Origin of the sequence: Kitasatospora arboriphila (genome assembly GCF_039528095.1) — a bacterium.
In the GTDB taxonomy this organism is placed as follows: Bacteria; Actinomycetota; Actinomycetes; order Streptomycetales; family Streptomycetaceae; genus Kitasatospora; species Kitasatospora arboriphila.
Window position 1 is genome coordinate 1 of the sequence record NZ_BAAALD010000035.1, and the last position, 18,144, is coordinate 18,144.

The following is an 18,144-nucleotide window of genomic DNA, read 5'->3' on the forward strand; positions in this document are numbered from 1 at the left end:
CGCAGAGCTGTTCCCCGTCTACGCCACCGCCGAGGAAGCCGCCCGGCACCGCGAGAGACCGACCGCCTCCGGCCGGTAGACCCAGCGGTCGTTCAGGTGTGCCGGCGGGGGGCCGGCCGCCGACCGACGGGACGGGCAGCACGGTGCCGGCGCTGCCGGCCCTCAGATCGGGCAGCGCGGCCGGGGTGAGGCGCAGCGGCGCGAAGTACACGGTCTCCACGGCCTGGGGCGGAAGTCCTGTCCGCGCAGCGCTTCCAGGGGGCCGACCTGGACGGTTCCGGCGCTGTTGACGAGGATGTCGAGCGGGCCGAACCGGTCGTGCACTGCGTCGAGGAGCCGGCGGGGTCTCGGGGTCGGTGGGGTCGCAGTCGAGCGAGGCGGGTGCTCAGGGCTTGAAGAGCACCTTCACGGCACCGTCCTGCTTCTTCTGGAACATCTCGTACGCTCCCGGCGCCTCGGTGAGCGGGACGTGGTGGGTGGCGAAGGTGTCGACGCCGAGCGGGTCGTCGTCGGTGAGCAGCGGGAGGATGTCGTCGACCCAGCGGTGCACGTTGGCCTGGCCCATGCGCAGCTGGATCTGCTTGTCGAACATGGTGAGCAGGGGCAGTGGGTCGGTCTGGCCCCCGTAGACGCCGGAGAGGGAGACGGTGCCGCCGCGGCGCACGATGTCGATGGCGAGGTGCAGGGCGTGGAGGCGGTCGATGCCGACGTGTTCCATCATCTTGGCGGCGAGGGTGCTCGGCAGCAGGTTGGTGGCCCGGGCGGCGAGTTTCGCTCCGGGCGAGCCGTGGGCTTCCATCCCGACCGCGTCGATGACCGCGTCCGGTCCGCGGCCGTCGGTGAGGTCACGGATGACGTCGGCGAGGTGTTTGCCGTGTCCGGCCAGGTCCAGGACGTGCACGCCCCGGCGTCGCGCCCGCGTGAGGCGTTCGCCGACCAGGTCGACGCCGATCACTCGCCCTGCGCCGCGGTGCAGGGCGATCCGGCAGCTCATGTCGCCGATCGGTCCCAGGCCCAGGACGACGAGGCTGCCGCCCTCGGGCACGGCCGCGTACTCGACGGCCTGCCACGCGGTGGGCAGCACGTCGGAGAGGAAGACGAAGCGGTCGTCCTCGGGCCCGTGCGGCACCATGATCGGCAGGTTGTTCCCGAACGGGACGCGCAGCAGCTCGGCCTGCCCACCGGGAACCTGGCCGTAGAGCTTGGTGTAGCCGAACAGCGAGGCCCCGCTGCCGTACGCGCGTACCTGGGTGGTCTCGCACTGCGAGTGCAGGCCCTGCTCGCAGGTGTGGCAAGTCCCGCAGGACACGTTGAACGGGATCACCACCCGGTCGCCTGCGCGTACGGCGGTGACCTCGGGCCCGACTTCCTGGACGATGCCCATGGGCTCGTGGCCGAGGATGTCACCGACGTCGAGGAAGGGACCGAGGACCTCGTAGAGGTGGAGGTCGGATCCGCACAGTCCGCTGGTGGTCACCTTGATGATCACATCGGTCGGATCCTTGATGGCCGGATCGGGAACGGTGTCGACACGGACATCCCGCCTGCCGTGCCAGGTCAAGGCCTTCATCGTCACTCCTCGCGGGGCCGTACGGATCTCACCGTCCCCGCGTCTCTCCACGGCCCGGTCCGCGAAACGGGCAACTCCGGCGCCGCGACGGCAGAGGGTCCGGGCAGGCCCCCGGGGGCGGATCGCCGCGAGAGTCTGCGGCCGGGGCCGGAGGGACGGCTCCGGCGCCGGCCGCAGACGTGAACGCGCGTGGCCATGAGCAGCCGAGGGCTCAGTGCGCCGTTGCCGGGAAACGTTCCCAGACCCGGTGCGTGCCGAGCTGCTCCACCAGGGCCGAGACGGCCCGTGCCGCGTCGGTCCCGGTGAACACGCCGGGCGCTTGCGGGTCGACCCCCGCCGCTGCCCACAGGGCCCGGGCATCCGCAAGGCCGGCGAGAGGTTTGGCGTGCCGGTAGGCCTCGTTGGCCAAGAGAACGGCGCGGGAGTCGAGGGCCGGTTGGCCGCCGGCGACGGCGCCGGATTTGGCGTCCCGGGCGCCGTGGTCGTCGGCGCCGCGCGTGGGCGCGCCGGCCACCAGGAGGGCGTCGAACTCGACGGACCGGGCCGCGGCATAGGTCCGCTGCACGGCGAGGTCGTCCGCCAGCGGCGCCCCGGTGGGTGCGATGATCAACGGCATCAGCCCGGCGTCGCGTGCGGCTTCCCGCAGCTGCCGCACCACGCCCACGTCGCTGGTGGTGGCGGTGAGGATGCCGAGCACCCGGCCGGTGGCCGGCCACCGCTGCCCGACCTGGGACAGGGCAGGGCTCGGCGCCACCTCGACCTGGGCGCCGGCCGGCGCCTGGGGAGCAGGCAGGCCGAGCCCCTGGGCGACCTCGCGGCAGAGCACCTCGTCGACCCTGGCCAGGACGGTCAGGACCCGCTCCTTGATGGCCTGCTCGTAGACCTTGGACAGTTCGAAGGTGTAGGCGGCGATGACGTGTTCGCGCTCGACGGGGCTCAGGCTGAGCCAGAACAGGCGCGGCTGGCTGAAGTGGTCGGCGAACGTCGCGGGCGCCTCGCGGACCTTGGCCGCGGCGGCGATCGGAACCGGGTGTTCGATGAAGGCGTGCTCGCCCGGCCCGGCGAAGAACGGGCAGCCGCCGTCCAGCGAGTTCGGCTTGTAGGGGGCGACGCCGGAGTGCACGGCGTCCTGGTGGAAGCCGTCGCGCAGCATGTCGTTGACGGGGGCGTGGGGGCGGTTGATCGGGATCTGCGCGAAGTTCGGGCCGCCGAGCCGGGTGATCTGCGTGTCAAGGTAGGAGAACAGCCGGCCGGCGAGCAGCGCGTCGTCGGTGACGTCGATGCCCGGGACGAGATGGCCGGGGTGGAAGGCGACCTGTTCGGTCTCGGCGAAGAAGTTCGTCGGGTTGGCGTTCAGGGTGAGCACGCCGATCGGCTGAACCGGGGCGAGCTCCTCGGGGACGATCTTCGTGGGGTCGAGCAGGTCGATGCCTGCGAACGTCTGCTCCGGGGTGTCGGGGAAGGTCTGGATGCCGAGCTCCCACTCGGGGAAGCTGCCGGCCTCGATGGCGTCCGCGAGGTCGCGGCGGTGGAAGTCCGGGTCCATGCCCGCGATCAGCTGTGCCTCCTCCCAGACCAGGGAGTGCACGCCGGCCTTCGGCTTCCAGTGGAACTTCACCAGCGTGCTTGCGCCCTCCGCGTTGACGAGGCGGAACGTGTGGACGCCGAAGCCCTCCATCATGCGGTAGGAGCGGGGAATCCCCCGGTCGGACATGTTCCACAACGTGTGGTGGGTGGCCTCGGTGTGGAGGGACACGAAGTCCCAGAACGTGTCATGGGCGGACTGCGCCTGCGGGATCTCCCGATCGGGGTGCGGCTTGGCGGCGTGGACGACGTCGGGGAACTTGATCGCGTCCTGGATGAAGAACACCGGGATGTTGTTGCCGACCAGGTCGAACACGCCCTCGCCGGTGTAGAACTTCGTGGCGAAGCCGCGGGTGTCCCGGACCGTGTCGGCGGAGCCGCGCGAGCCGAGAACGGTGGAGAACCGGACGAACACCGGCGTCTCGACCCCTTCTTGGAGGAAGGCGGCTTTGCTGACGCCGGTGGCGGTGCCGTAGCCGCGGAACACGCCGTGGGCGGCCGCGCCCCGGGCGTGTACGACACGCTCGGGGATCCGCTCGTGGTCGAAGTGCATGATCTTCTCGCGCAGGTGGTGGTCCTGCAGCAGCACCGGACCGCGCGGGCCGGCCTTCAGCGAGTGGTCCGAGTCCGGCAGCCGAACGCCCTGGGCGGTCGTCAGGTAGCCGCCGTTCTGCGAGGCCGCGTCCGCGGGCGCGCCGGTGTCCCGTCCGGCGGCGGACAGCGGGGCGGGCGCCAACTGATCCGGCTTCGGGGGCAACGGCGCCCTCGGTTCGGTGGGCTCCGCCACCTGCGGCGGCTCGGTGCTCGGCGCGCCGGGCATCCGCGGTCGCTGGCCGGACGGAATGCCTTCCGCGGCCTCCACCACTCTGTCCACGATCTTCTTCATCGGTCCGGGCTCCGCCACGTCGTCCTCCTCGGGGGCTCCTCTAACCCATGCCGGGTAACCCCGGATCCCCGCCGCCAAACGACTCGCCGCGCAAACGAGTGGTCCGGAGCCCCGCACCCGAGCGCGCACCATGGCGTCTCCTGCCCGCCCCGGCCCGCAGGTGAGCTCCGGCGCAGGTGCCGGTGTCTGCGAGCGCCGGGTAGGGCCGGGCCGACTACACCTTGCCCTCGTGGATGTCGCGGCGCACCACCGTGGCTCCGGGCTCGGACCCGGATGTCGCGGCCCGGTGCCGGTGCCGGCCCTTGCCACGCCGTGCGGCCGGGTGGCCGACGCTGGTGGTGCCGTCCCGGGTCAAGCCGCAACGGTGAGGTCGGCCCGACCGAACAGCAGCGCGTAGCCGCGGGGCAGCCGGGCGAGCAGTCGGTCGGTCAGCTCCTCGCCCGCCACGTCGGTGAGGGCGGCCAGGACGGCGGAGGTGTCCCAGCGGGCACAGGCGAGACTGGTGTGCAGGGCGCGGGCGACGGCCTCGACGAAGGCCGGGGCGGTGGCCGGTTCGGGCAGCGGGATCTGCGAGGCGAGGACGGCTCGGTCCCGCTCCGGAAGGAGGGCGGCGAGGTCGCAGCGCTCCTCACCGGTGAGCTGGGAGCCGAGGACGGCCAGGACGGTGTCGAGGACGCGCTGGGCTTCCTCGTCGTCGCTGTAGCGGCCGAGGGTACGGACCTGCTGGAGGAGGAGGCGGTGCCGGGTCATGGGCGGTGGCCTTCCGGGAGTGGGTGCCTGCGAGCGGTGGGCGGCGGGCACTCGGCTTGTTCAGGGGCGTTGGCCGGGCTGGGGGCGGCCGAAGAGGATGTCGTAGCCGGGCGGCAGTTGCAGCAGGACGCGTTCGGTGAGGTCGTCGCCGGCGGCGTCGGCCGCGGTGCTCAGGACGGCGCCGATGTCCCACAGCGCGGTGGTCTCGGTGGCGCCGTCGATCCAGGCGGCCGTGGCGCGCACGAAGCGGTCCGGGTCGAGCGGTTCGGCGGCCTGCAGCGGGTTGAGCAGGATCAGGGCGAGGGTCTCGGGCAGGCGGGCGGCCAGCTCTGCGCGCACGTCGCCGACCAGGTGCGCGCCGAGCAGGGCCAGCACGACACGCGCCGCCCGCTCGGCGTCGTCGGTGGTGTCGTATTCACCGCGCTCCCGGACGCGGTCCAGGAACGCTTCCCATCGAAGAGTCACCATGGGTCTCTCCTCGTTGCGTGCAAGCGGCCGTACCGACGGCGGGTCTGTGTTCCACGGCGAAGTAGCCGTCGAGGCCGGTGAGACGGAGCAGCCCGACCACGCACGGCCCGGCTCCCCGCAGGACGAGTCGGCGACCTTGTCGGCCGGCCGGGTCGCGGGACGCCACGAGCGCGCCCAGGGCTGTGCAGTCGATGAACGTAGCCTCCGAGAGGTCGAGCACGACGTCCCGATCGGCCTGCAGTGTCCGCGCCGGGATGCGGCGCTACTGCGGGGCGGTGGCATCGTCGATGTCGTCCTTCACCGTCACAACGGCGGCGCGGTCGAGCTGGGCGTGTCCCACCTCTACGGCCCGCCCTGAGCCCACCGGTGCGGGCCGGGTGTGGGCCGTGGGTGCCGGTGCCCCGCGTCGGCGGGGGGAGAGACCTTGCGGGACACCGGCGTCCGGGGCGGTTCGGGTGGGTCAGGCCTGGATCTGCTTGCGGCCGCCGCCGTGGCTGATCGCGATCTTCCGCGGCTTGGCCTTCTCCGCGACCGGGATCTTCAGCGTCAGCACGCCGGCGTCGTAGTCGGCGCTGATCCCGGCGGGGTCGAGGGTGTCGGAGAGCATGACCTGTCGGGAGAACACACCGAGCGGACGCTCGGACAGCTCCCACTTCACGTCCTCGCCCTGGTGGCGCGGGCGGCGCTCGGCCTTCACGGTGAGCATGTTCCGCTCGACGTCGATGTCGATCGCCTCCGGGTCCACCCCCGGCAGGTCGAAACAGATCACGTACTCGTCGCCCACACGGCAGGCGTCCAGCGGCATCGGGGCCGGCCGCGACCAGGTGCCGTTCGTGCCCAGGAACTGCTGGGTCAGACGGTCCAGCTCGCGGAACGGGTCAGTGCGCATCAGCATCGCGAAACACCTCCACTGATCGATGGGTGCCAGTGCGCTTCACCTGAATCTGTTCTAACATGTCATCCATCCGATGACAAACCCCTGAGTCGCCGAAGGAGTGACACGGATGGGTAGACGGCCCGGCCCGCCCGCCACCGGCGGCGGCGGCGAACCGACGGGACCGGCGTCGTTCCTCGCCGCCGCCGCCGCGCTCGCCGCCATCGAGGACGCCGTCCGCACCGCCCAGAACCCCGGTCCCCCCACAGGGCCCGGCCCCGGCGCACCGGACGAGGGACCGCAGCCCGCCCTGGCCGCGCTGGTACTGCTGCGTGAACTGCGCACCGAACTCGCCGGCTGGGAAGCAGGCCTGGTGGAGACCGCCCGCGCCGGCGGAGCCACCTGGGCCGACCTCGCCCGGCCCATGGGCGTCGCCAGCCGCCAGGCCGCCGAGAACCGCTACCTGCGCCTGCGCCCCAGCACGAGAGCCGGCGCCACCGAGGTGACAGGCGCCGAACGCGTCAAGGCGGTACGCGACCGCCGGGCCGCCGACCGCGCCGTCACCGCCTGGGCCCGGGACAACGCCGCCGACCTGCGCGTACTTGCCGCCCAGGTCATCGCGGCACCCGGCCTCCCGCCCACAGCCCGCCCGGCGCTGACCGCACTCACCACCGCCCTCGCCGCACCCGACCCGGCCGACCTGATAGCGCCCCTCACCGACTTGCGACCCCACCTCGGCGCCGCCCACCCCGACCTCACCGACCGCCTCGACACCCTCGCCCACCGCACCGACCGCCTCCGCCATGACAGCGACCGACGACGCACCTGAAACCACCACCGAAGCCCGCTGGCAGCACATCGAAGACCGGCTCGCCGCCATCGAACGCCGCATCCACGAGCACAGCAGCGCGGCCATCGCCACCATCGACACCTGCCTGGCCAGACTCGACGCCCTCCGCCACGACCTCGCCCACCGGCCCTGGCCCCCGCAGGCCTCCCCCACGCCCGCGGACCCTCCGACCTCCCCGCCGCAGCAACCGGTCGGCAGCCACCAAGCCGCCGTACCGGCATGACGGGAGAGACCGCACCACCGGTCAGCGGGACAACACCGTATGGATGAGACCGTCGTCAGCTGGGCCGCCTGCCTCCTCGCCGACCCCGCACTCGCCGCCCGCACCCACCAGGCCCTCACAGCCACCGACCACACCGGGATCGCCGGCGACCCTCGGCGCCCGATCCTCCCCTCCCAACGCGACACCCACGCCACACCCCTGCTGCGCCACCCCGACCCTCTCGAGCCCGTTGCCGCCCTCCACCGCCCTCAGCTCCTCGCGCTGCTCACCTCCGAAGCGAGCCCGGCGTCCTGACCATGCCACTTGCCTCGGCGAAGCTGCGGACAAGCCGCGCCCGACATCCGGAACGACTGCCGGCCGGGTCGGGGCCCCACCCTCCCGATTGGCCACGTGCTTGAGCGGCGCGCCCGTGACGATGTCGCCGATCGCCCGGACGCCGGCCGCAGCCGACGGGGGAAGCCGCCTGGTGGCTGTCGCGTGTGGCGTGCAGGTCTGCATTCCGACGGAGACGGCTCGATGACCACCTCCGACGACGACCCCGTCGAGCCCGACGAGGAGACGCGGAAGCGGTCCGCGGAGGAGCGGTCGGTCACAGCTCCCACACCGGCGGACGTCGGGGCCGAAGCGGACGACGAGAGGAACCCGGGCCCCCGGCGGCGGGCACCGAGGCGCCGTGACCGGTGCGGCCCGGTCGGCTGCTGCCCGGCACAACCCGGGCCTCGCCCTCGCGGAACAGATCCTCCGCCTTCCGCGACCGGGCACAGCCTGACCGGCACAGTGCATCGGGGGCCTGCACGGGGCGCCCGCCCGCGCAGGCCGTCCACGCCGGAACCCGGCGTTGCGCAGCGCCTCGTGATTGAACAGCGGTGCTCGGTTTGCCGTGAACGACGACCTGGGGTGCGCTGGGACTGTTGCGCCCGCACCAGGGTGCGGGTCAGGAGGATGCCGTGAGCAGCAAGAAGATCATCACAGTGTTCGGAGCGACCGGACAGCAGGGCGGCGGGTTCGCCCGGGCGGTCCTCGCGGACGAGGCCGGCGGGTTCACCGTCCGAGCCGTCACCCGCCATCCCGACTCCGACGGCGCGCGGGAACTGGAGCGGCTCGGCGCCCACGTGGTCCGGGCCGACATGGACGAACCCGGCACTCTCGGAGCGGCCTTCGAGGGCGCGTACGGCGCCTACCTGGTGACCAACTTCTGGGAGCACATGTCCGCCGAACGGGAACAGGACCAGGCCCGGGCGTTGGCGGACGCCGCCGGGCACGCCGGGGTGCAGCACGCCGTCTGGTCCACGCTGGAGGACACGCGCGAGTGCATCCCGCTCGACGACCCGCGCATGCCGGTCCTGCAGGGTTCGTACAACGTGCCGCACTTCGACGCGAAGGCCGAGGCCGACCGGTACTTCACCGACGCCGGCGTGCCCACCACCTTCCTGCGCACCACGTTCTACTGGGAGAACCTCTACGGCGCCTTCAGCCCCCACCGAGAGGACGACGGCTCGCTCCGGCTCGTCTTCCCGATGGGCAGCAGCCGCCTGTCCGGCATCGCCGTCGACGACATCGGCAAGACGGCGCTCGCCGTCCTGAAGCGCGGCAGCGACCTCATCGGTGCCACCGTCAGCATCGCCGGCGAGCACGTCCCGCTCGCCGACATGGCCACGAAGCTCACCGAGGCCGTCGGCGTGCCGGTACGGTACGAGCCGCTGAGCCCGGACGAGTTCCGCGCGCTCGGCTTTCCCGGCGCGGACGAGGCCGGAAACATGTTCCAGTACTACGCGGACTGCGAGCAGCGCTTCACCTCGGCCCGCGACCTCGACGCCGTGCGCGAACTCAACCCCGACCTGCAGTCCTTCGCCACCTGGCTCACCGCCCACACCGACCGGCTCCGTGCCGCCTGGACGTGACCGGGCAGTCCACCATCGCCATGCTTTCGGAGCGCGAACACGCACCGCCAACCGGCATCTCAGCCACGAGAACGGCGTCTTCCCGGCACCGGTGGCCCGCCGGCCTCATGGTCACCAAGAATCCATGTCCGGCAAAACCGGCATTCGGGTTCATACTTGTTTTGTGGCGGACGAGCACGAGCCCCGCACGAGCTGGACGTTCCTGACCCAGCACGCCCGGGTGCTGCTGATGATCTCGCGCGACCCGCAGGTGCGCGTACGGGATCTCGCCGCCGCGTGCGGAGTGACGGAGCGGGCCGTGCAGGCGGTCATCACCGACCTGGAGAGCGCCGGCTACCTCACCCGCAGCCGACACGGCCGCCGCAACCACTACCAGGTCACCCACCACACACACTTCCGCCATCCCGCCGAGGCCCAGCACGAGATCGCCGGCTTCCTGGAGCTGTTCGCCGACCTCTCGCCGCCCACCGGCACCGACCGCGGACGCGACACCCACCCGGGTGACCGGCGCGACCACGACGGCCGCTCCTGAACCAGCCACCGACCGCATCCCTCAGACCGCGGGGAGGGAGACCACCGATGACAGACGACCACACGATCACCAGCGACGACACCCTGCCGGCAGCGGCCATCACCAAGCTCGCCGAGCTGAAGGACCTGGCCTGCGCCGCCCTGAACCTCCTGCTCCAACTCGATCGCGCGGTCGAACAGGACCGGGCCGCCGAGTACCGGCCCCACGACGGCGTCACCAGGTGGTGGGGATGAGAACCGGCACCCGGTGACCCGACCGCACGACCCCGGCCTTCCCGCAGCGACCGACCCGGCCCCGAACCAGCCGCACCGGCACCCGCCGACCGCTGGACGGGCCGAACCCTCCGAAACGACAGCCGACTCGACCGGAAGGGAGCGCGCCATGACCACCCTGCACCTCCCGCCGCCCGCCCCCACCCGCCGCGGCACCACACGCACACTGCGGATCACCTCGACGGACGTTGCGAGCACGGCGTTGATCCTCCACCTCGCCGGCGAGATCGACCAGGACCAGCGCACCGCGTTGGAGGACGCGCTCGGCACGGCCGTCGAAGCCCGCCCGCCGCGGCTCATCGTCGACCTGTCCGGCCTCGCCTTCTGCGACTCCACCGGCCTCAACGCCCTGCTCAAAACCCGCCTCGCCGCGCAGGCAGCCGACGTCGAGCTCGTGATCGCCGCACCTCCCGCCCACGTCGAAAGGCTGCTGAAGATCACGGGCACCGACCACCTCTTCACGGCCCGCCGCAGCGTCCGCGCCGCCCTGTACGGCCCCGACAGGCCGTCCCCTCCCGCTGGAAAGCGCGCAGCCATGTCGAGCGAGTTGAAGACCAGCACGAGACGCATCGGCCCCGCGGTGGTGTGCGTGTTCGCCGGAGACCTGCACCAGGGCACCGCCGACGAAGCGCAACGAACCCTCGACACGGCGCTCGGCGACCTCCCGACCGTGCTCGCGGTCGACCTCAGCGGCGTGGACCTCCTCGCCTCCGGCGGCCTCAACACCCTGCTACGAGCCCGGATCGCGGCAGCCGACCTGGCAGTACCGACGGTCCTGGTGGCGCCCACCGCCGCGGTGCGCCGCGTGCTGGAGATCACCGACACCGTAGGGCTGTTCCCCGTCTACGCCACAGCCGGACAAGCCGCCCGGCACCGCGAGGAACCGCCCGCCTCCGGCGCGTAGAGCGCACGGGTCGGGGCAGACGTCAAGGTCGGAGATTCGTCCCTCTACCGGGAACCGCCATGTGCCCCTCCCCCTATCCCGTCGTGTCGGACCGGCGTCGACTGGACTTCCTGCCCGGCGACAAAGCAGCGTGCGTGAGCCAGGGCCTGGACTTCACCCGCACCGCCCTCGCCGACTGGCACCTGCCCACCACCGCCGGTCAAGTGGCCGCCGACACCGTCCTCGTCGCCGCCGAACTCCTCACCAACGCCGCCCAGCACGCCGGTCGCCCGCTGGTCCTCCAGCTCCACCGCACTCCCGAACGGCTGCGCATCGCCGTCACCGACCCCAGCCCCACCCCACCGCACCGGGTGGAACCGCACCGGCCGCACGTGCCACACGGGCACGGCCTGGTCGTCGTCGACCGGATCACCACCGACTGGGGCTGCACCCTCGACGGCAATGGCGGCAAGACCGTCTGGGCCGACCTCTCCCTACCGTCCCGGAGCTCCCGTTGCGCAGCTGCACCGGATCCTCAACGAGCGCGCCGCGCCGCGCTGGCGGACCCCGACCCGCTCCTGGACAACTAGGCACTGTCCGGCACAGATCATGTGTCAGTGCAGGCGGTGGCGTGACCACCGGCAGGTGATCGACGGGATTCTTCACCGATAAAGGTCTGGCCCGTCGTCAGTCGCTCTGTGGCGGCGGCCTTGACCTCCGGATCCTCCATCGGGTCGTCGCGCAGTGCCGCGATCTGCTCAAGGACCGGCGTGGAGCCGGGAGCGTGGGCGATCGCCAGCAGCCGTGCCTGGTCTTCGCAGTCCCAGAGCGACTCGGCATGGGCCTTTTCCAGGCCAGCCGGTGCGATGGCGGCCAGCGCCTTGAGATAAGCGGGTCGCTCGTACGAGTGCGGGGTGCGCAGCCAGAACCGCTGGAGCAGTGGTGCCGCCTCGGCGGCTGCGGGACCGAAGCGGGTCAGTCGCTTCGCCGTGCGGTCGGGTCCGCACCAGGCGCGGGTGCGCCACTGGTTGGCGAGTTCGGCCACGAGTTCCGGGATGATCTCCGGGCCCATGTGGTCGGCCAGTATCTCTGCGCCGAGTGCGGCTAGCCACTCCTGCTCGTCCGCCGCCCAGCGGCGTGCTGCCGGTAGGGCGAGGCCGCCGAGGTCCTGCACTGCCTGCCGGAGCAGCGGCAGCGGGGACCTGCCGTCATTGGTGCCGAGCGAGGGCACAAGCGGGATCAGTCCTTCGGTCGGCGCCCGCCGGGCCAGTTCGCCGAGTACGGCGCTCTTGCGGCCGTCGCCGACGCGGGCATCGGCCAGGACGGCGAGCAGCTCAGCCTCGCCCCAGGTGGACAGGTCCGACCGGGACGGCCGAGACACAGGACGCTGTATCTCGATCCCGAAGCGGGTCCACGGCTCGAAGAACCACGGCGATTCCTCCTCCGCGCCGATCCGGGCGCGGGCAACGTCACCCAGGTCCTCCCACCACTCGACCGGCCACAGGTCCGACACCGACTCCAGTACGCGGACCCAGTGCGCGCCCTTGCGGATGTAGGACCGCAGCGCGTCCCGGCTCTCGTCCGATCCGGCGAGCGCGAGAAGTTCCAGCACACCGGTGGCGCGCTCGCAGTCCCGCTCGGAGCCGGTCAGCAGATCGATGGCCGGGGCGGGTGACAGTTCCAGGTCCCGGATCAGCCGCGCCAGATAGCGGGAGCGGTCGTCGACTTCGTCCCATCGCCAGTCACGTCGGAGCACGTCGTCCACATGCGGGGTGGCCACAGCCGGGTCCGTCGCCGCAAGCACGGCTCCCAGGCCGCGGCCTCGTTGCAGCAGCCCCTCGACCGAGTCGAAAGGGGCGTAGCGCATCTCGTCTTCATCGCTCATCATTGCAAACCCTGCCCGGCCCACAGGCATGTAGCCATCGGATATCGACGCAAGGCCTTGATGCCGGCCGTCAAAGTTCAGTGGCAGACAGTCAAACTTCAATGACACCGGTCCCGGCCCGAGCGGCAGCTCGATCTACAACCGGGTCATGACCGCGCACCCGGTTCTCCCACGGTGGGTCTTGTCCGTTGGCGACTCGGCATCGTCGCCCTTCGCATCGGCCCCAACCGCTGCGGCCTTTGTCGATCACGTGGCCGGTCCTCGCCAACCGCTGGGCACGGCCGTCGCGGGCTTGCCCGCGGAACGGACCCGATCCCTAACAGAGCTTCTGCCGGGCGACGATCACTGAGCCCCTCGACTCTCCAGACTTCGGGCCGCTGGGCAGGGGGAGGTCTTCCGCATCGGCCGGGGGCAGCAGCACAACTGCGGTGCATCGCTCTCGCTGCGCCTCGAGTGCGTCCTGGCCTGACCCGCACGGGTGAAAGCAGGGCGGACCGCGAAAGCGAGAAGAGCCGCCCCCGCCCGTCCATACCGCCGGCGGGCGTAGGGTCGTGGCATCACCGGCGTCCACGAGGACACAGGAGAAGAAGGGCCGTCCTGATGGCGCTCGTGCATCGCTACCTGGTGGTCCTGCCCGGCCGCCCCGGCAGCCACGCCCCGCAGACCGGCATCGTCGTCACCACCACCGGCCGCACCGGACCCGGCGGCCACATGATCTACACCGACGAAACCGGCCGCCTCCAGATGGAGATCACCGAGCACGGCACCGCCCGACTCCTCACCCCCACGCCGCTCCACCACGGCCCCCTCCACGCCGAACCGCTCCCTTGAACCGGGGCCCGTCGCCCCCTCGACCAAAGGCCCCACACTCGGCCAGCCCGAACGGACAGGGGCCGCCGGCGGCTTCCGGCGGCCCTGCACTCCTGGCCTCCCGCTGACGCCAACCCCGCCCGCCCCCTCCGCGACCGCACCCACCGCACGCGCCCAGCCGCACCGGAGCCCCGCGGCGGACCGCCGCCAGGCTGCCCCGTATGGGCATGTTCCCGTCGAGCAGACCGTCCTGGAGGCGCAGCGCCAGTTACGGAAGGCAGTTGCTCGACCAGCTGGAGTCCGCTCTGGCCGGGCGGTTTCGTCCAGGGCACCGCGTTGACGAAACGGACACGGCGCGCGCGACGGAGCCTGCAGCGCCTGTCCATAGGCTCCGCCCGCGGCTGTAGGCGAGGTTGCCGGTCCGGTCAGGTGTCCGCAGTGGGCTCCTGGTCGTGCCGGGAGCGGCGGAGTTGTTCGTTGAGGCGCAGGGCTTCCTCGAGTTGGTCTTCGAGGATGACGATGCGGCAGGCGGCTTCGATGGGGGTGCCCTGGTCGACGAGGTCGCGGGCGCGCATGGCGATGCGCAGTTGGTAGCGGGAGTAGCGGCGGTGGCCGCCGTCGGAGCGTAGTGGGGTGATGAGGCGGTGTTCGCCGAGGGCCCGCAGGAAGCCCGGGGTGGTGCCGGTCATCTCGGCGGCGCGGCCCATGGTGTAGGCGGGGTAGTCGTCGTCGTCGAGTTTGTCGGGTGTGTCGGGGCTGGCCGTTGTAGTCACTGCACCTCTCTGGTTCTCGGGGAGAACGCGTCGAGGGGCCCCGGGGCCGTGTCGGCTCCGGGGCCCCGAAGGGGAACAACACCATCTACCGGCCTGAGGCCGGTCCTGTTACTTCCGCACTGCCCCGGGGGAGGGGGTGTGCGGGGATCGCGTATGCGTGACCGGAAACCACCGTCCTTGCGTTGGGGTCTGCGGTGTCCGCCCGGCGAGTGTTCACGGGCCGGGCGATCCTGATGGCGCTTGCGCCCTCCGTTCATCCTCTGTACTGACCTGTCACTGTCGTACTGCTGGTACTGCACCTGCTGAACTGCGTACTGCGAGTACCGCTGGTGGCAGCCCCTGATACCTGCGGGCCACCCGGTCCGGCAGCCAGCCCCGTCGCCGTCCTGCATCTGCCTGGCTTCGGAACTCCGCCGCCGGACCGAACTGCGAACTTCTGTCCAACAACCCCGGCCAGTTCGTGTCTGGCCGGTATCGCCGACTGCTGTCTACGAGAGAAACGTTAGACCCACCCACGAGCAATGTCTACTCCGGCGCGCATAGATTTTGCCGCGCCCGCGAGTGAGGTACTCTCCCGCTGCGCTGCGGCGGCAACCCCCGAGCCGCCACCGCGCCGCGGGAGAAACGAGCGACACCGCGCGGGGAGGCGGCAGTGGAACACCCGGCACCCGTGGCACCGGAGACGGCCCGGGACGGACAGACGGCCCTGATCGAGGCGATCACCGAGGCCGTACGCGACGGCGACGACCGCACCGTCCGCCGCCTGCTGGCCCGCTTCGCCGAACTCGCCACCATCACCGACCTGTACGCCCTGCGCGACGCCCTCGACACCGCCCGCCCGTCCGGCAACCGCACGCAGAGCTGACCCTCGCCGACCGGGCTCGCGGACCTGCGCGGCCAGGTGTTCAGGTCGATCCTGCGCCTGGCGTCGTGGCCGCTGCGGATGCGCACTCGTCCTGGCCGGCCGCGGCGACGGCGCGGATGCCCGCCCGATGGTGAGATCCGGCACGACGGTCTCGGCCCGCACCCGGTCCCGGGTCACGCCACGGTGACGAGGTCGGCCTGGCCGAGGCCTTCGGCAACGATCTGCTGCTGTTCCTGCGGTCGGCACTCCGTCCTCACCCGCACGCCCCGGCGATTCATGGGAACGTCGGCCAACGGCCCCTGGGAAGCGGCTGCCGGTCGCGATGCCTTGGACGCCTACGGGTCACCGGCATCCCTGCTCCCGGGCGCCCCGACCGGCTGACGGCGCGTTGGCGCGTCCGTTGGAGTCGGCGAGCGCCGACCGGCGGTGCCGCCGTCGCAGTCGCCGACTGGCACTCGCCTCGGGACATCCGCGCTGATGGCGAGGTTGCAGCAAGAGAAGACGGAGAGCCTCCGCCGCTCTTCAAGCCCTCTCCCGGGGCATTCTCGAAGCCGACAAGCCCGCTCGCCCGTGGCGGGAGCGGACGACGAAGCACACGTAGCCCGTCGACCAGGATGTCTGCCCTCAACTCGCCTCCGGACCGAACCGGCGCTTGTACGCCGACGGCGTGATGCCGGTCTCTCGGCGCATCAGCGTGCGCAGATTGGCAGCGGTGCCAAGCCCGCTGCGCCGCGCGACCGCCTCGAAGTGGGACTCACCTCGCTCGATCAACCGGCACGCCAGAGCAAGCCGTTCCCCCGTCAGCCACGCCAGCGGCGTCGTGCCCAGTTGCGCCCGGAAGCGGCGATGCAGGGTCGCCGGACTGACCGCCGCACGCGCCGCAAGGCCGGACACGGTGAGCGGTGAGTCCAGCCGCTCCTGGGCCCAGGCCAGAACAGGCGCCAAGGACTCCTCCGGCAGGTTGGGCATGGGGCGCTCCACGAACTGCCGCTGCCCACCATCCCGGTGCGCCGCGAAGACCAACCGCCGGCTCACGGAGTTGGCGACCTCCGCGCCGTAGTCGCGGCGGACCACATGCAGCCCAAGATCGAGCGCAGCTGAACTTCCTGCCGCGGTGAGGATGTCACCGTCATCCACGAACAGCACGTCCGCTTCGAGCTGGACAGAGGGGAAACGGGCGCGGAAGGAATCCGCCCACTGCCAGTGCGCGGTGGCCCGGCGCCCATCGAGGACTCCGGCCTCGGCCAGTGTGAAGGCGCCGCTGCAAAAGCCGACCAGGCGCGCACCGCGGGCGTGCGCGCGCCGGACGGCATCCAGCACGGCGGGACGGCGGGGCACCTCGGTGTCCGGGCGGTTGGGGACGATCAAGGTGTCCGCAGCGTCGGCCGCTTCCAGGTCGGCGACTCCCGTGAGCGTGAAGAATCCGTCTCGCATCAGGGTGCGGGGCTCAGGGGAACAGAGCTTGAAGTCGTAGAGATCACGGCCGATCTCCGGTCTGCGCAAACCGAAGACCTCGGTCGCGCAGCCGAGCTCGAACGGGTTCGAGTTCTCGTCCACGATCACGACCACCCGGTGTGCGCCCGCCGCGTGAGCTGCGTGCGAGGATTCTTTCGACATGTGCGATTCCTAGCACTCACGGCGGTCGAGCGAAACGGCTCAGGATGAGCCCATGAGCAGCGAACCCATCCCCCTCGGCAAGGCTCTGGCCTCCTTCGATGCCTTGTGGAGCCCCCGCATCGTCACGCGCGTCAACGACTACGACGTTCGCATCGCCAAGGTCGAGGGCGAACACATCTGGCACGTGCACGACGACACCGACGAGTTCTTCCTGGTACTCGACGGCGAGCTGCACATCTCCCTGCGCGAGCCCGCCGGGGAGCGCACGGTCCTGCTCCCCCAGGGGGCGGTCTTCACCGTCCCCCGAGGTACGGAGCACAAGCCGTATGCTCCGTCCGGCGCCGCAATCCTCATGTTCGAGCCCACCGGGACGCCGACCGTGGGCGATCACCACGACGAGATCCCAGAGCACGTCGACTCAACGACCGGACATGCACTCGGCACCTGACCTGACGGGCTTCGGACCCGTCACCGCCCCTGGCGTCAGTCTGCCGCCGTGTTGGTTTCGTTCACCGACTGCCCGGCGAGAGCGGCGCGGGACTCAACCCTCGGCGGTGTCCGGACGTGCAGGGGCCCGTTCCGCCAGGCAGGGCGGGAAGCTGGAAGCAGCACCGGCTGGGGGTGGCGCACGAACGGGGAATGCCGGGAGACGCGTCGTACACCTCGGCGCCCGCGGTGCGGAGTTGGGTGAGGTGGCCACGTAGCGGGTGTCGATCAGCACGAGCGCGTTGAGGACCAGACCGGGCAACCCGATCTGGTCCTCCGTGTCGTCCCGGTGGCGTTGGCGGTAGCTGCCCCGCCTCCCGTGGATGACTTCCAGGGCGAACGCGTGGTGGCCACCGCAGTCCTGGCCTCACGAGGTGAACGCGGTCACCGAACACCGTCGAGACCGGCGAGGACTTCCGCGGCCTGCTCAAGCCGCTCACCGCGCACTTCGAGAGCCTCGGCCCGAGCGCCCCGGGCGCGGACGAACTCCTGCTCCGCCGGTCCGCAGCCCTCCCCGACCGGGCCCCGGATCCCGGTTGGCCGGCCTGGCCGGCCAACTGCTCAGCGCGTCGCAGCACCTTCCGCGGGGTTTCACCGATCCCGCCCTCATGGACACCGAACCGCCGTTCTCCACGTCGGGCGGGCTGCGGACCCTGCTGCGCGGCGCTGGCCGGCGTGGTCTACCAGGAGCGCGTGAAGCGCGGGTGGCGGCACGAGCAGCTCGCCGAGGCGGTCGGCATCACCGAGGACCAGGTCGAGGAGATCGAGAACTCCGCCGTCCACCCGACGCCCGACATCCTGCAGCGCCTCGGCCACGCCTTCGACGTAAACGTCCTGGTCGTCACAAACGAGCCGCTGCTGCGGCTGGAGTTCGTCGGCCGCGACGCCGGCCACCGGGCCGCCTGAGCGCACCCC

The 18,144-nt window shown here is 71.6% G+C and carries 22 protein-coding genes and 2 pseudogenes; 12 read left to right on the forward strand and 12 right to left on the reverse strand.

Annotation, left to right across the window (positions count from 1 at the left end):
- From ABD353_RS18965 to ABD353_RS19000, 8 genes and pseudogenes are all read right to left on the reverse strand, one after another.
- A pseudogene (locus ABD353_RS18965) lies at window positions 1-220 on the reverse strand (hypothetical protein); the annotation flags it as partial.
- Between the two features lie 165 nt (window positions 221-385).
- Window positions 386-1,570 (reverse strand): alcohol dehydrogenase catalytic domain-containing protein, encoded by a 1,185-nt coding sequence (locus ABD353_RS18970; protein WP_344624818.1) that lies wholly within the window; start codon window positions 1,568-1,570, stop codon window positions 386-388.
- A gap of 211 nt (window positions 1,571-1,781) precedes the next feature.
- Window positions 1,782-4,058, reverse strand: a complete 2,277-nt coding sequence (locus ABD353_RS18975; RefSeq protein ID WP_344624819.1) for a catalase — start codon at window positions 4,056-4,058, stop codon at window positions 1,782-1,784.
- A 196-nt stretch (window positions 4,059-4,254) separates the two neighbouring features.
- The gene (locus ABD353_RS18980) at window positions 4,255-4,395 is read right to left on the reverse strand and encodes a hypothetical protein (RefSeq protein WP_344624820.1); all 141 of its coding nucleotides are present in this window, start codon (window positions 4,393-4,395) and stop codon (window positions 4,255-4,257) included.
- Entirely contained in the window at window positions 4,392-4,790 is a 399-nt protein-coding gene (locus tag ABD353_RS18985; protein WP_344624821.1) for a DUF2267 domain-containing protein, read from the reverse strand. Before ABD353_RS18985 ends, ABD353_RS18980 begins: the two co-directional genes overlap by 4 nt.
- A 60-nt stretch (window positions 4,791-4,850) precedes the next feature.
- Window positions 4,851-5,258 carry a DUF2267 domain-containing protein gene (locus ABD353_RS18990; protein ID WP_425555196.1) on the reverse strand — a complete coding sequence of 136 codons (408 nt, stop codon included), beginning with the start codon at window positions 5,256-5,258 and terminating at the stop codon, window positions 4,851-4,853.
- Window positions 5,206-5,478 (reverse strand): STAS domain-containing protein, encoded by a 273-nt coding sequence (locus ABD353_RS40465; RefSeq protein ID WP_425555197.1) that lies wholly within the window; start codon window positions 5,476-5,478, stop codon window positions 5,206-5,208. Before ABD353_RS40465 ends, ABD353_RS18990 begins: the two co-directional genes overlap by 53 nt.
- A 240-nt stretch (window positions 5,479-5,718) precedes the next feature.
- Window positions 5,719-6,153: an Hsp20/alpha crystallin family protein gene (locus ABD353_RS19000; protein WP_344624823.1), complete on the reverse strand. Its 435-nt coding sequence runs from the start codon at window positions 6,151-6,153 to the stop codon at window positions 5,719-5,721.
- Between the two features lie 109 nt (window positions 6,154-6,262).
- On the opposite strand from ABD353_RS19000, the gene ABD353_RS19005 reads away from it, so the two are divergent.
- The 8 genes from ABD353_RS19005 (at window position 6,263) to ABD353_RS19040 (ending at window position 11,383) form a co-directional block, all read left to right on the forward strand.
- On the forward strand, window positions 6,263-6,961 hold the full coding sequence (locus ABD353_RS19005) for an HSP18 transcriptional regulator (protein ID WP_344624824.1): 699 nt from the start codon (window positions 6,263-6,265) through the stop codon (window positions 6,959-6,961).
- On the forward strand, window positions 6,936-7,205 hold the full coding sequence (locus ABD353_RS19010) for a heme oxygenase-like domain-containing protein (RefSeq protein ID WP_344624825.1): 270 nt from the start codon (window positions 6,936-6,938) through the stop codon (window positions 7,203-7,205). The genes ABD353_RS19005 and ABD353_RS19010 overlap by 26 nt, the downstream gene beginning before the upstream one ends.
- Before the next feature lie 39 nt (window positions 7,206-7,244).
- Entirely contained in the window at window positions 7,245-7,499 is a 255-nt protein-coding gene (locus ABD353_RS19015; RefSeq protein ID WP_344624826.1) for a hypothetical protein, read from the forward strand.
- A gap of 653 nt (window positions 7,500-8,152) precedes the next feature.
- Window positions 8,153-9,106 carry an NmrA/HSCARG family protein gene (locus ABD353_RS19020; RefSeq protein WP_344624827.1) on the forward strand — a complete coding sequence of 318 codons (954 nt, stop codon included), beginning with the start codon at window positions 8,153-8,155 and terminating at the stop codon, window positions 9,104-9,106.
- 163 nt (window positions 9,107-9,269) lie between these two features.
- Window positions 9,270-9,638: a helix-turn-helix transcriptional regulator gene (locus tag ABD353_RS19025; RefSeq protein ID WP_344624828.1), complete on the forward strand. Its 369-nt coding sequence runs from the start codon at window positions 9,270-9,272 to the stop codon at window positions 9,636-9,638.
- 47 nt (window positions 9,639-9,685) lie between these two features.
- Window positions 9,686-9,871 (forward strand): hypothetical protein, encoded by a 186-nt coding sequence (locus ABD353_RS19030; protein WP_344624829.1) that lies wholly within the window; start codon window positions 9,686-9,688, stop codon window positions 9,869-9,871.
- A gap of 148 nt (window positions 9,872-10,019) precedes the next feature.
- Window positions 10,020-10,814: an STAS domain-containing protein gene (locus ABD353_RS19035; protein ID WP_344624830.1), complete on the forward strand. Its 795-nt coding sequence runs from the start codon at window positions 10,020-10,022 to the stop codon at window positions 10,812-10,814.
- Window positions 10,815-10,948: 134 nt separating this feature from the next.
- Window positions 10,949-11,383, forward strand: a complete 435-nt coding sequence (locus tag ABD353_RS19040; RefSeq protein WP_344624831.1) for an ATP-binding protein — start codon at window positions 10,949-10,951, stop codon at window positions 11,381-11,383.
- Between the two features lie 17 nt (window positions 11,384-11,400).
- On the opposite strand, the gene ABD353_RS19045 is transcribed toward ABD353_RS19040, so the two are convergent.
- Window positions 11,401-12,678, reverse strand: coding sequence for a hypothetical protein (locus tag ABD353_RS19045; RefSeq protein ID WP_344624832.1), 1,278 nt, complete (start codon window positions 12,676-12,678; stop codon window positions 11,401-11,403).
- 600 nt (window positions 12,679-13,278) lie between these two features.
- Between ABD353_RS19045 and ABD353_RS19050 the strand changes: the two genes are divergently transcribed.
- Window positions 13,279-13,509 carry a DUF6296 family protein gene (locus tag ABD353_RS19050; RefSeq protein ID WP_344624833.1) on the forward strand — a complete coding sequence of 77 codons (231 nt, stop codon included), beginning with the start codon at window positions 13,279-13,281 and terminating at the stop codon, window positions 13,507-13,509.
- Window positions 13,510-13,913: 404 nt separating this feature from the next.
- Here the strand turns inward: ABD353_RS19050 and ABD353_RS19055 are convergent, their stop codons facing one another.
- Window positions 13,914-14,261, reverse strand: coding sequence for a MerR family transcriptional regulator (locus tag ABD353_RS19055; protein WP_425555198.1), 348 nt, complete (start codon window positions 14,259-14,261; stop codon window positions 13,914-13,916).
- A 670-nt stretch (window positions 14,262-14,931) separates the two neighbouring features.
- Between ABD353_RS19055 and ABD353_RS19060 the strand changes: the two genes are divergently transcribed.
- Window positions 14,932-15,126, forward strand: a complete 195-nt coding sequence (locus ABD353_RS19060; RefSeq protein WP_344624834.1) for a hypothetical protein — start codon at window positions 14,932-14,934, stop codon at window positions 15,124-15,126.
- Between the two features lie 624 nt (window positions 15,127-15,750).
- Here ABD353_RS19060 and ABD353_RS19065 read toward each other — a convergent pair.
- Window positions 15,751-16,743, reverse strand: coding sequence for a GlxA family transcriptional regulator (locus ABD353_RS19065; RefSeq protein WP_344624835.1), 993 nt, complete (start codon window positions 16,741-16,743; stop codon window positions 15,751-15,753).
- Window positions 16,744-16,795: 52 nt separating this feature from the next.
- On the opposite strand from ABD353_RS19065, the gene ABD353_RS19070 reads away from it, so the two are divergent.
- Window positions 16,796-17,191: a cupin domain-containing protein gene (locus tag ABD353_RS19070; protein WP_344624836.1), complete on the forward strand. Its 396-nt coding sequence runs from the start codon at window positions 16,796-16,798 to the stop codon at window positions 17,189-17,191.
- 93 nt (window positions 17,192-17,284) lie between these two features.
- Here the strand turns inward: ABD353_RS19070 and ABD353_RS40470 are convergent.
- Window positions 17,285-17,566, reverse strand: a pseudogene (locus ABD353_RS40470) (hypothetical protein); the annotation flags it as partial.
- A 338-nt stretch (window positions 17,567-17,904) separates the two neighbouring features.
- Here ABD353_RS40470 and ABD353_RS19075 point away from each other — a divergent pair.
- The gene (locus ABD353_RS19075) at window positions 17,905-18,135 is read left to right on the forward strand and encodes a helix-turn-helix domain-containing protein (RefSeq protein ID WP_344624837.1); all 231 of its coding nucleotides are present in this window, start codon (window positions 17,905-17,907) and stop codon (window positions 18,133-18,135) included.
- Window positions 18,136-18,144: the final 9 nt, after the last annotated feature.

Excerpts from the sequence above, each read along its gene's own strand:
- ABD353_RS19050 (WP_344624833.1), top strand. The coding sequence starts at position 13,279 with ATGGCGCTCGTGCATCGCTACCTGGTGGTCCTGCCCGGCCGCCCCGGC.
- ABD353_RS19015 (WP_344624826.1), top strand. The coding sequence starts at position 7,245 with ATGGATGAGACCGTCGTCAGCTGGGCCGCCTGCCTCCTCGCCGACCCC.
- ABD353_RS19070 (WP_344624836.1), top strand. The coding sequence starts at position 16,796 with ATGAGCAGCGAACCCATCCCCCTCGGCAAGGCTCTGGCCTCCTTCGAT.
- ABD353_RS18970 (WP_344624818.1), bottom strand. The coding sequence starts at position 1,570 with ATGAAGGCCTTGACCTGGCACGGCAGGCGGGATGTCCGTGTCGACACC.
- ABD353_RS19000 (WP_344624823.1), bottom strand. The coding sequence starts at position 6,153 with ATGCTGATGCGCACTGACCCGTTCCGCGAGCTGGACCGTCTGACCCAG.
- ABD353_RS18990 (WP_425555196.1), bottom strand. The coding sequence starts at position 5,258 with ATGGTGACTCTTCGATGGGAAGCGTTCCTGGACCGCGTCCGGGAGCGC.
- ABD353_RS19035 (WP_344624830.1), top strand. The coding sequence starts at position 10,020 with ATGACCACCCTGCACCTCCCGCCGCCCGCCCCCACCCGCCGCGGCACC.
- ABD353_RS18985 (WP_344624821.1), bottom strand. The coding sequence starts at position 4,790 with ATGACCCGGCACCGCCTCCTCCTCCAGCAGGTCCGTACCCTCGGCCGC.
- ABD353_RS19045 (WP_344624832.1), bottom strand. The coding sequence starts at position 12,678 with ATGAGCGATGAAGACGAGATGCGCTACGCCCCTTTCGACTCGGTCGAG.
- ABD353_RS19030 (WP_344624829.1), top strand. The coding sequence starts at position 9,686 with ATGACAGACGACCACACGATCACCAGCGACGACACCCTGCCGGCAGCG.
- ABD353_RS19010 (WP_344624825.1), top strand. The coding sequence starts at position 6,936 with ATGACAGCGACCGACGACGCACCTGAAACCACCACCGAAGCCCGCTGG.
- ABD353_RS19065 (WP_344624835.1), bottom strand. The coding sequence starts at position 16,743 with ATGTCGAAAGAATCCTCGCACGCAGCTCACGCGGCGGGCGCACACCGG.
- ABD353_RS19005 (WP_344624824.1), top strand. The coding sequence starts at position 6,263 with ATGGGTAGACGGCCCGGCCCGCCCGCCACCGGCGGCGGCGGCGAACCG.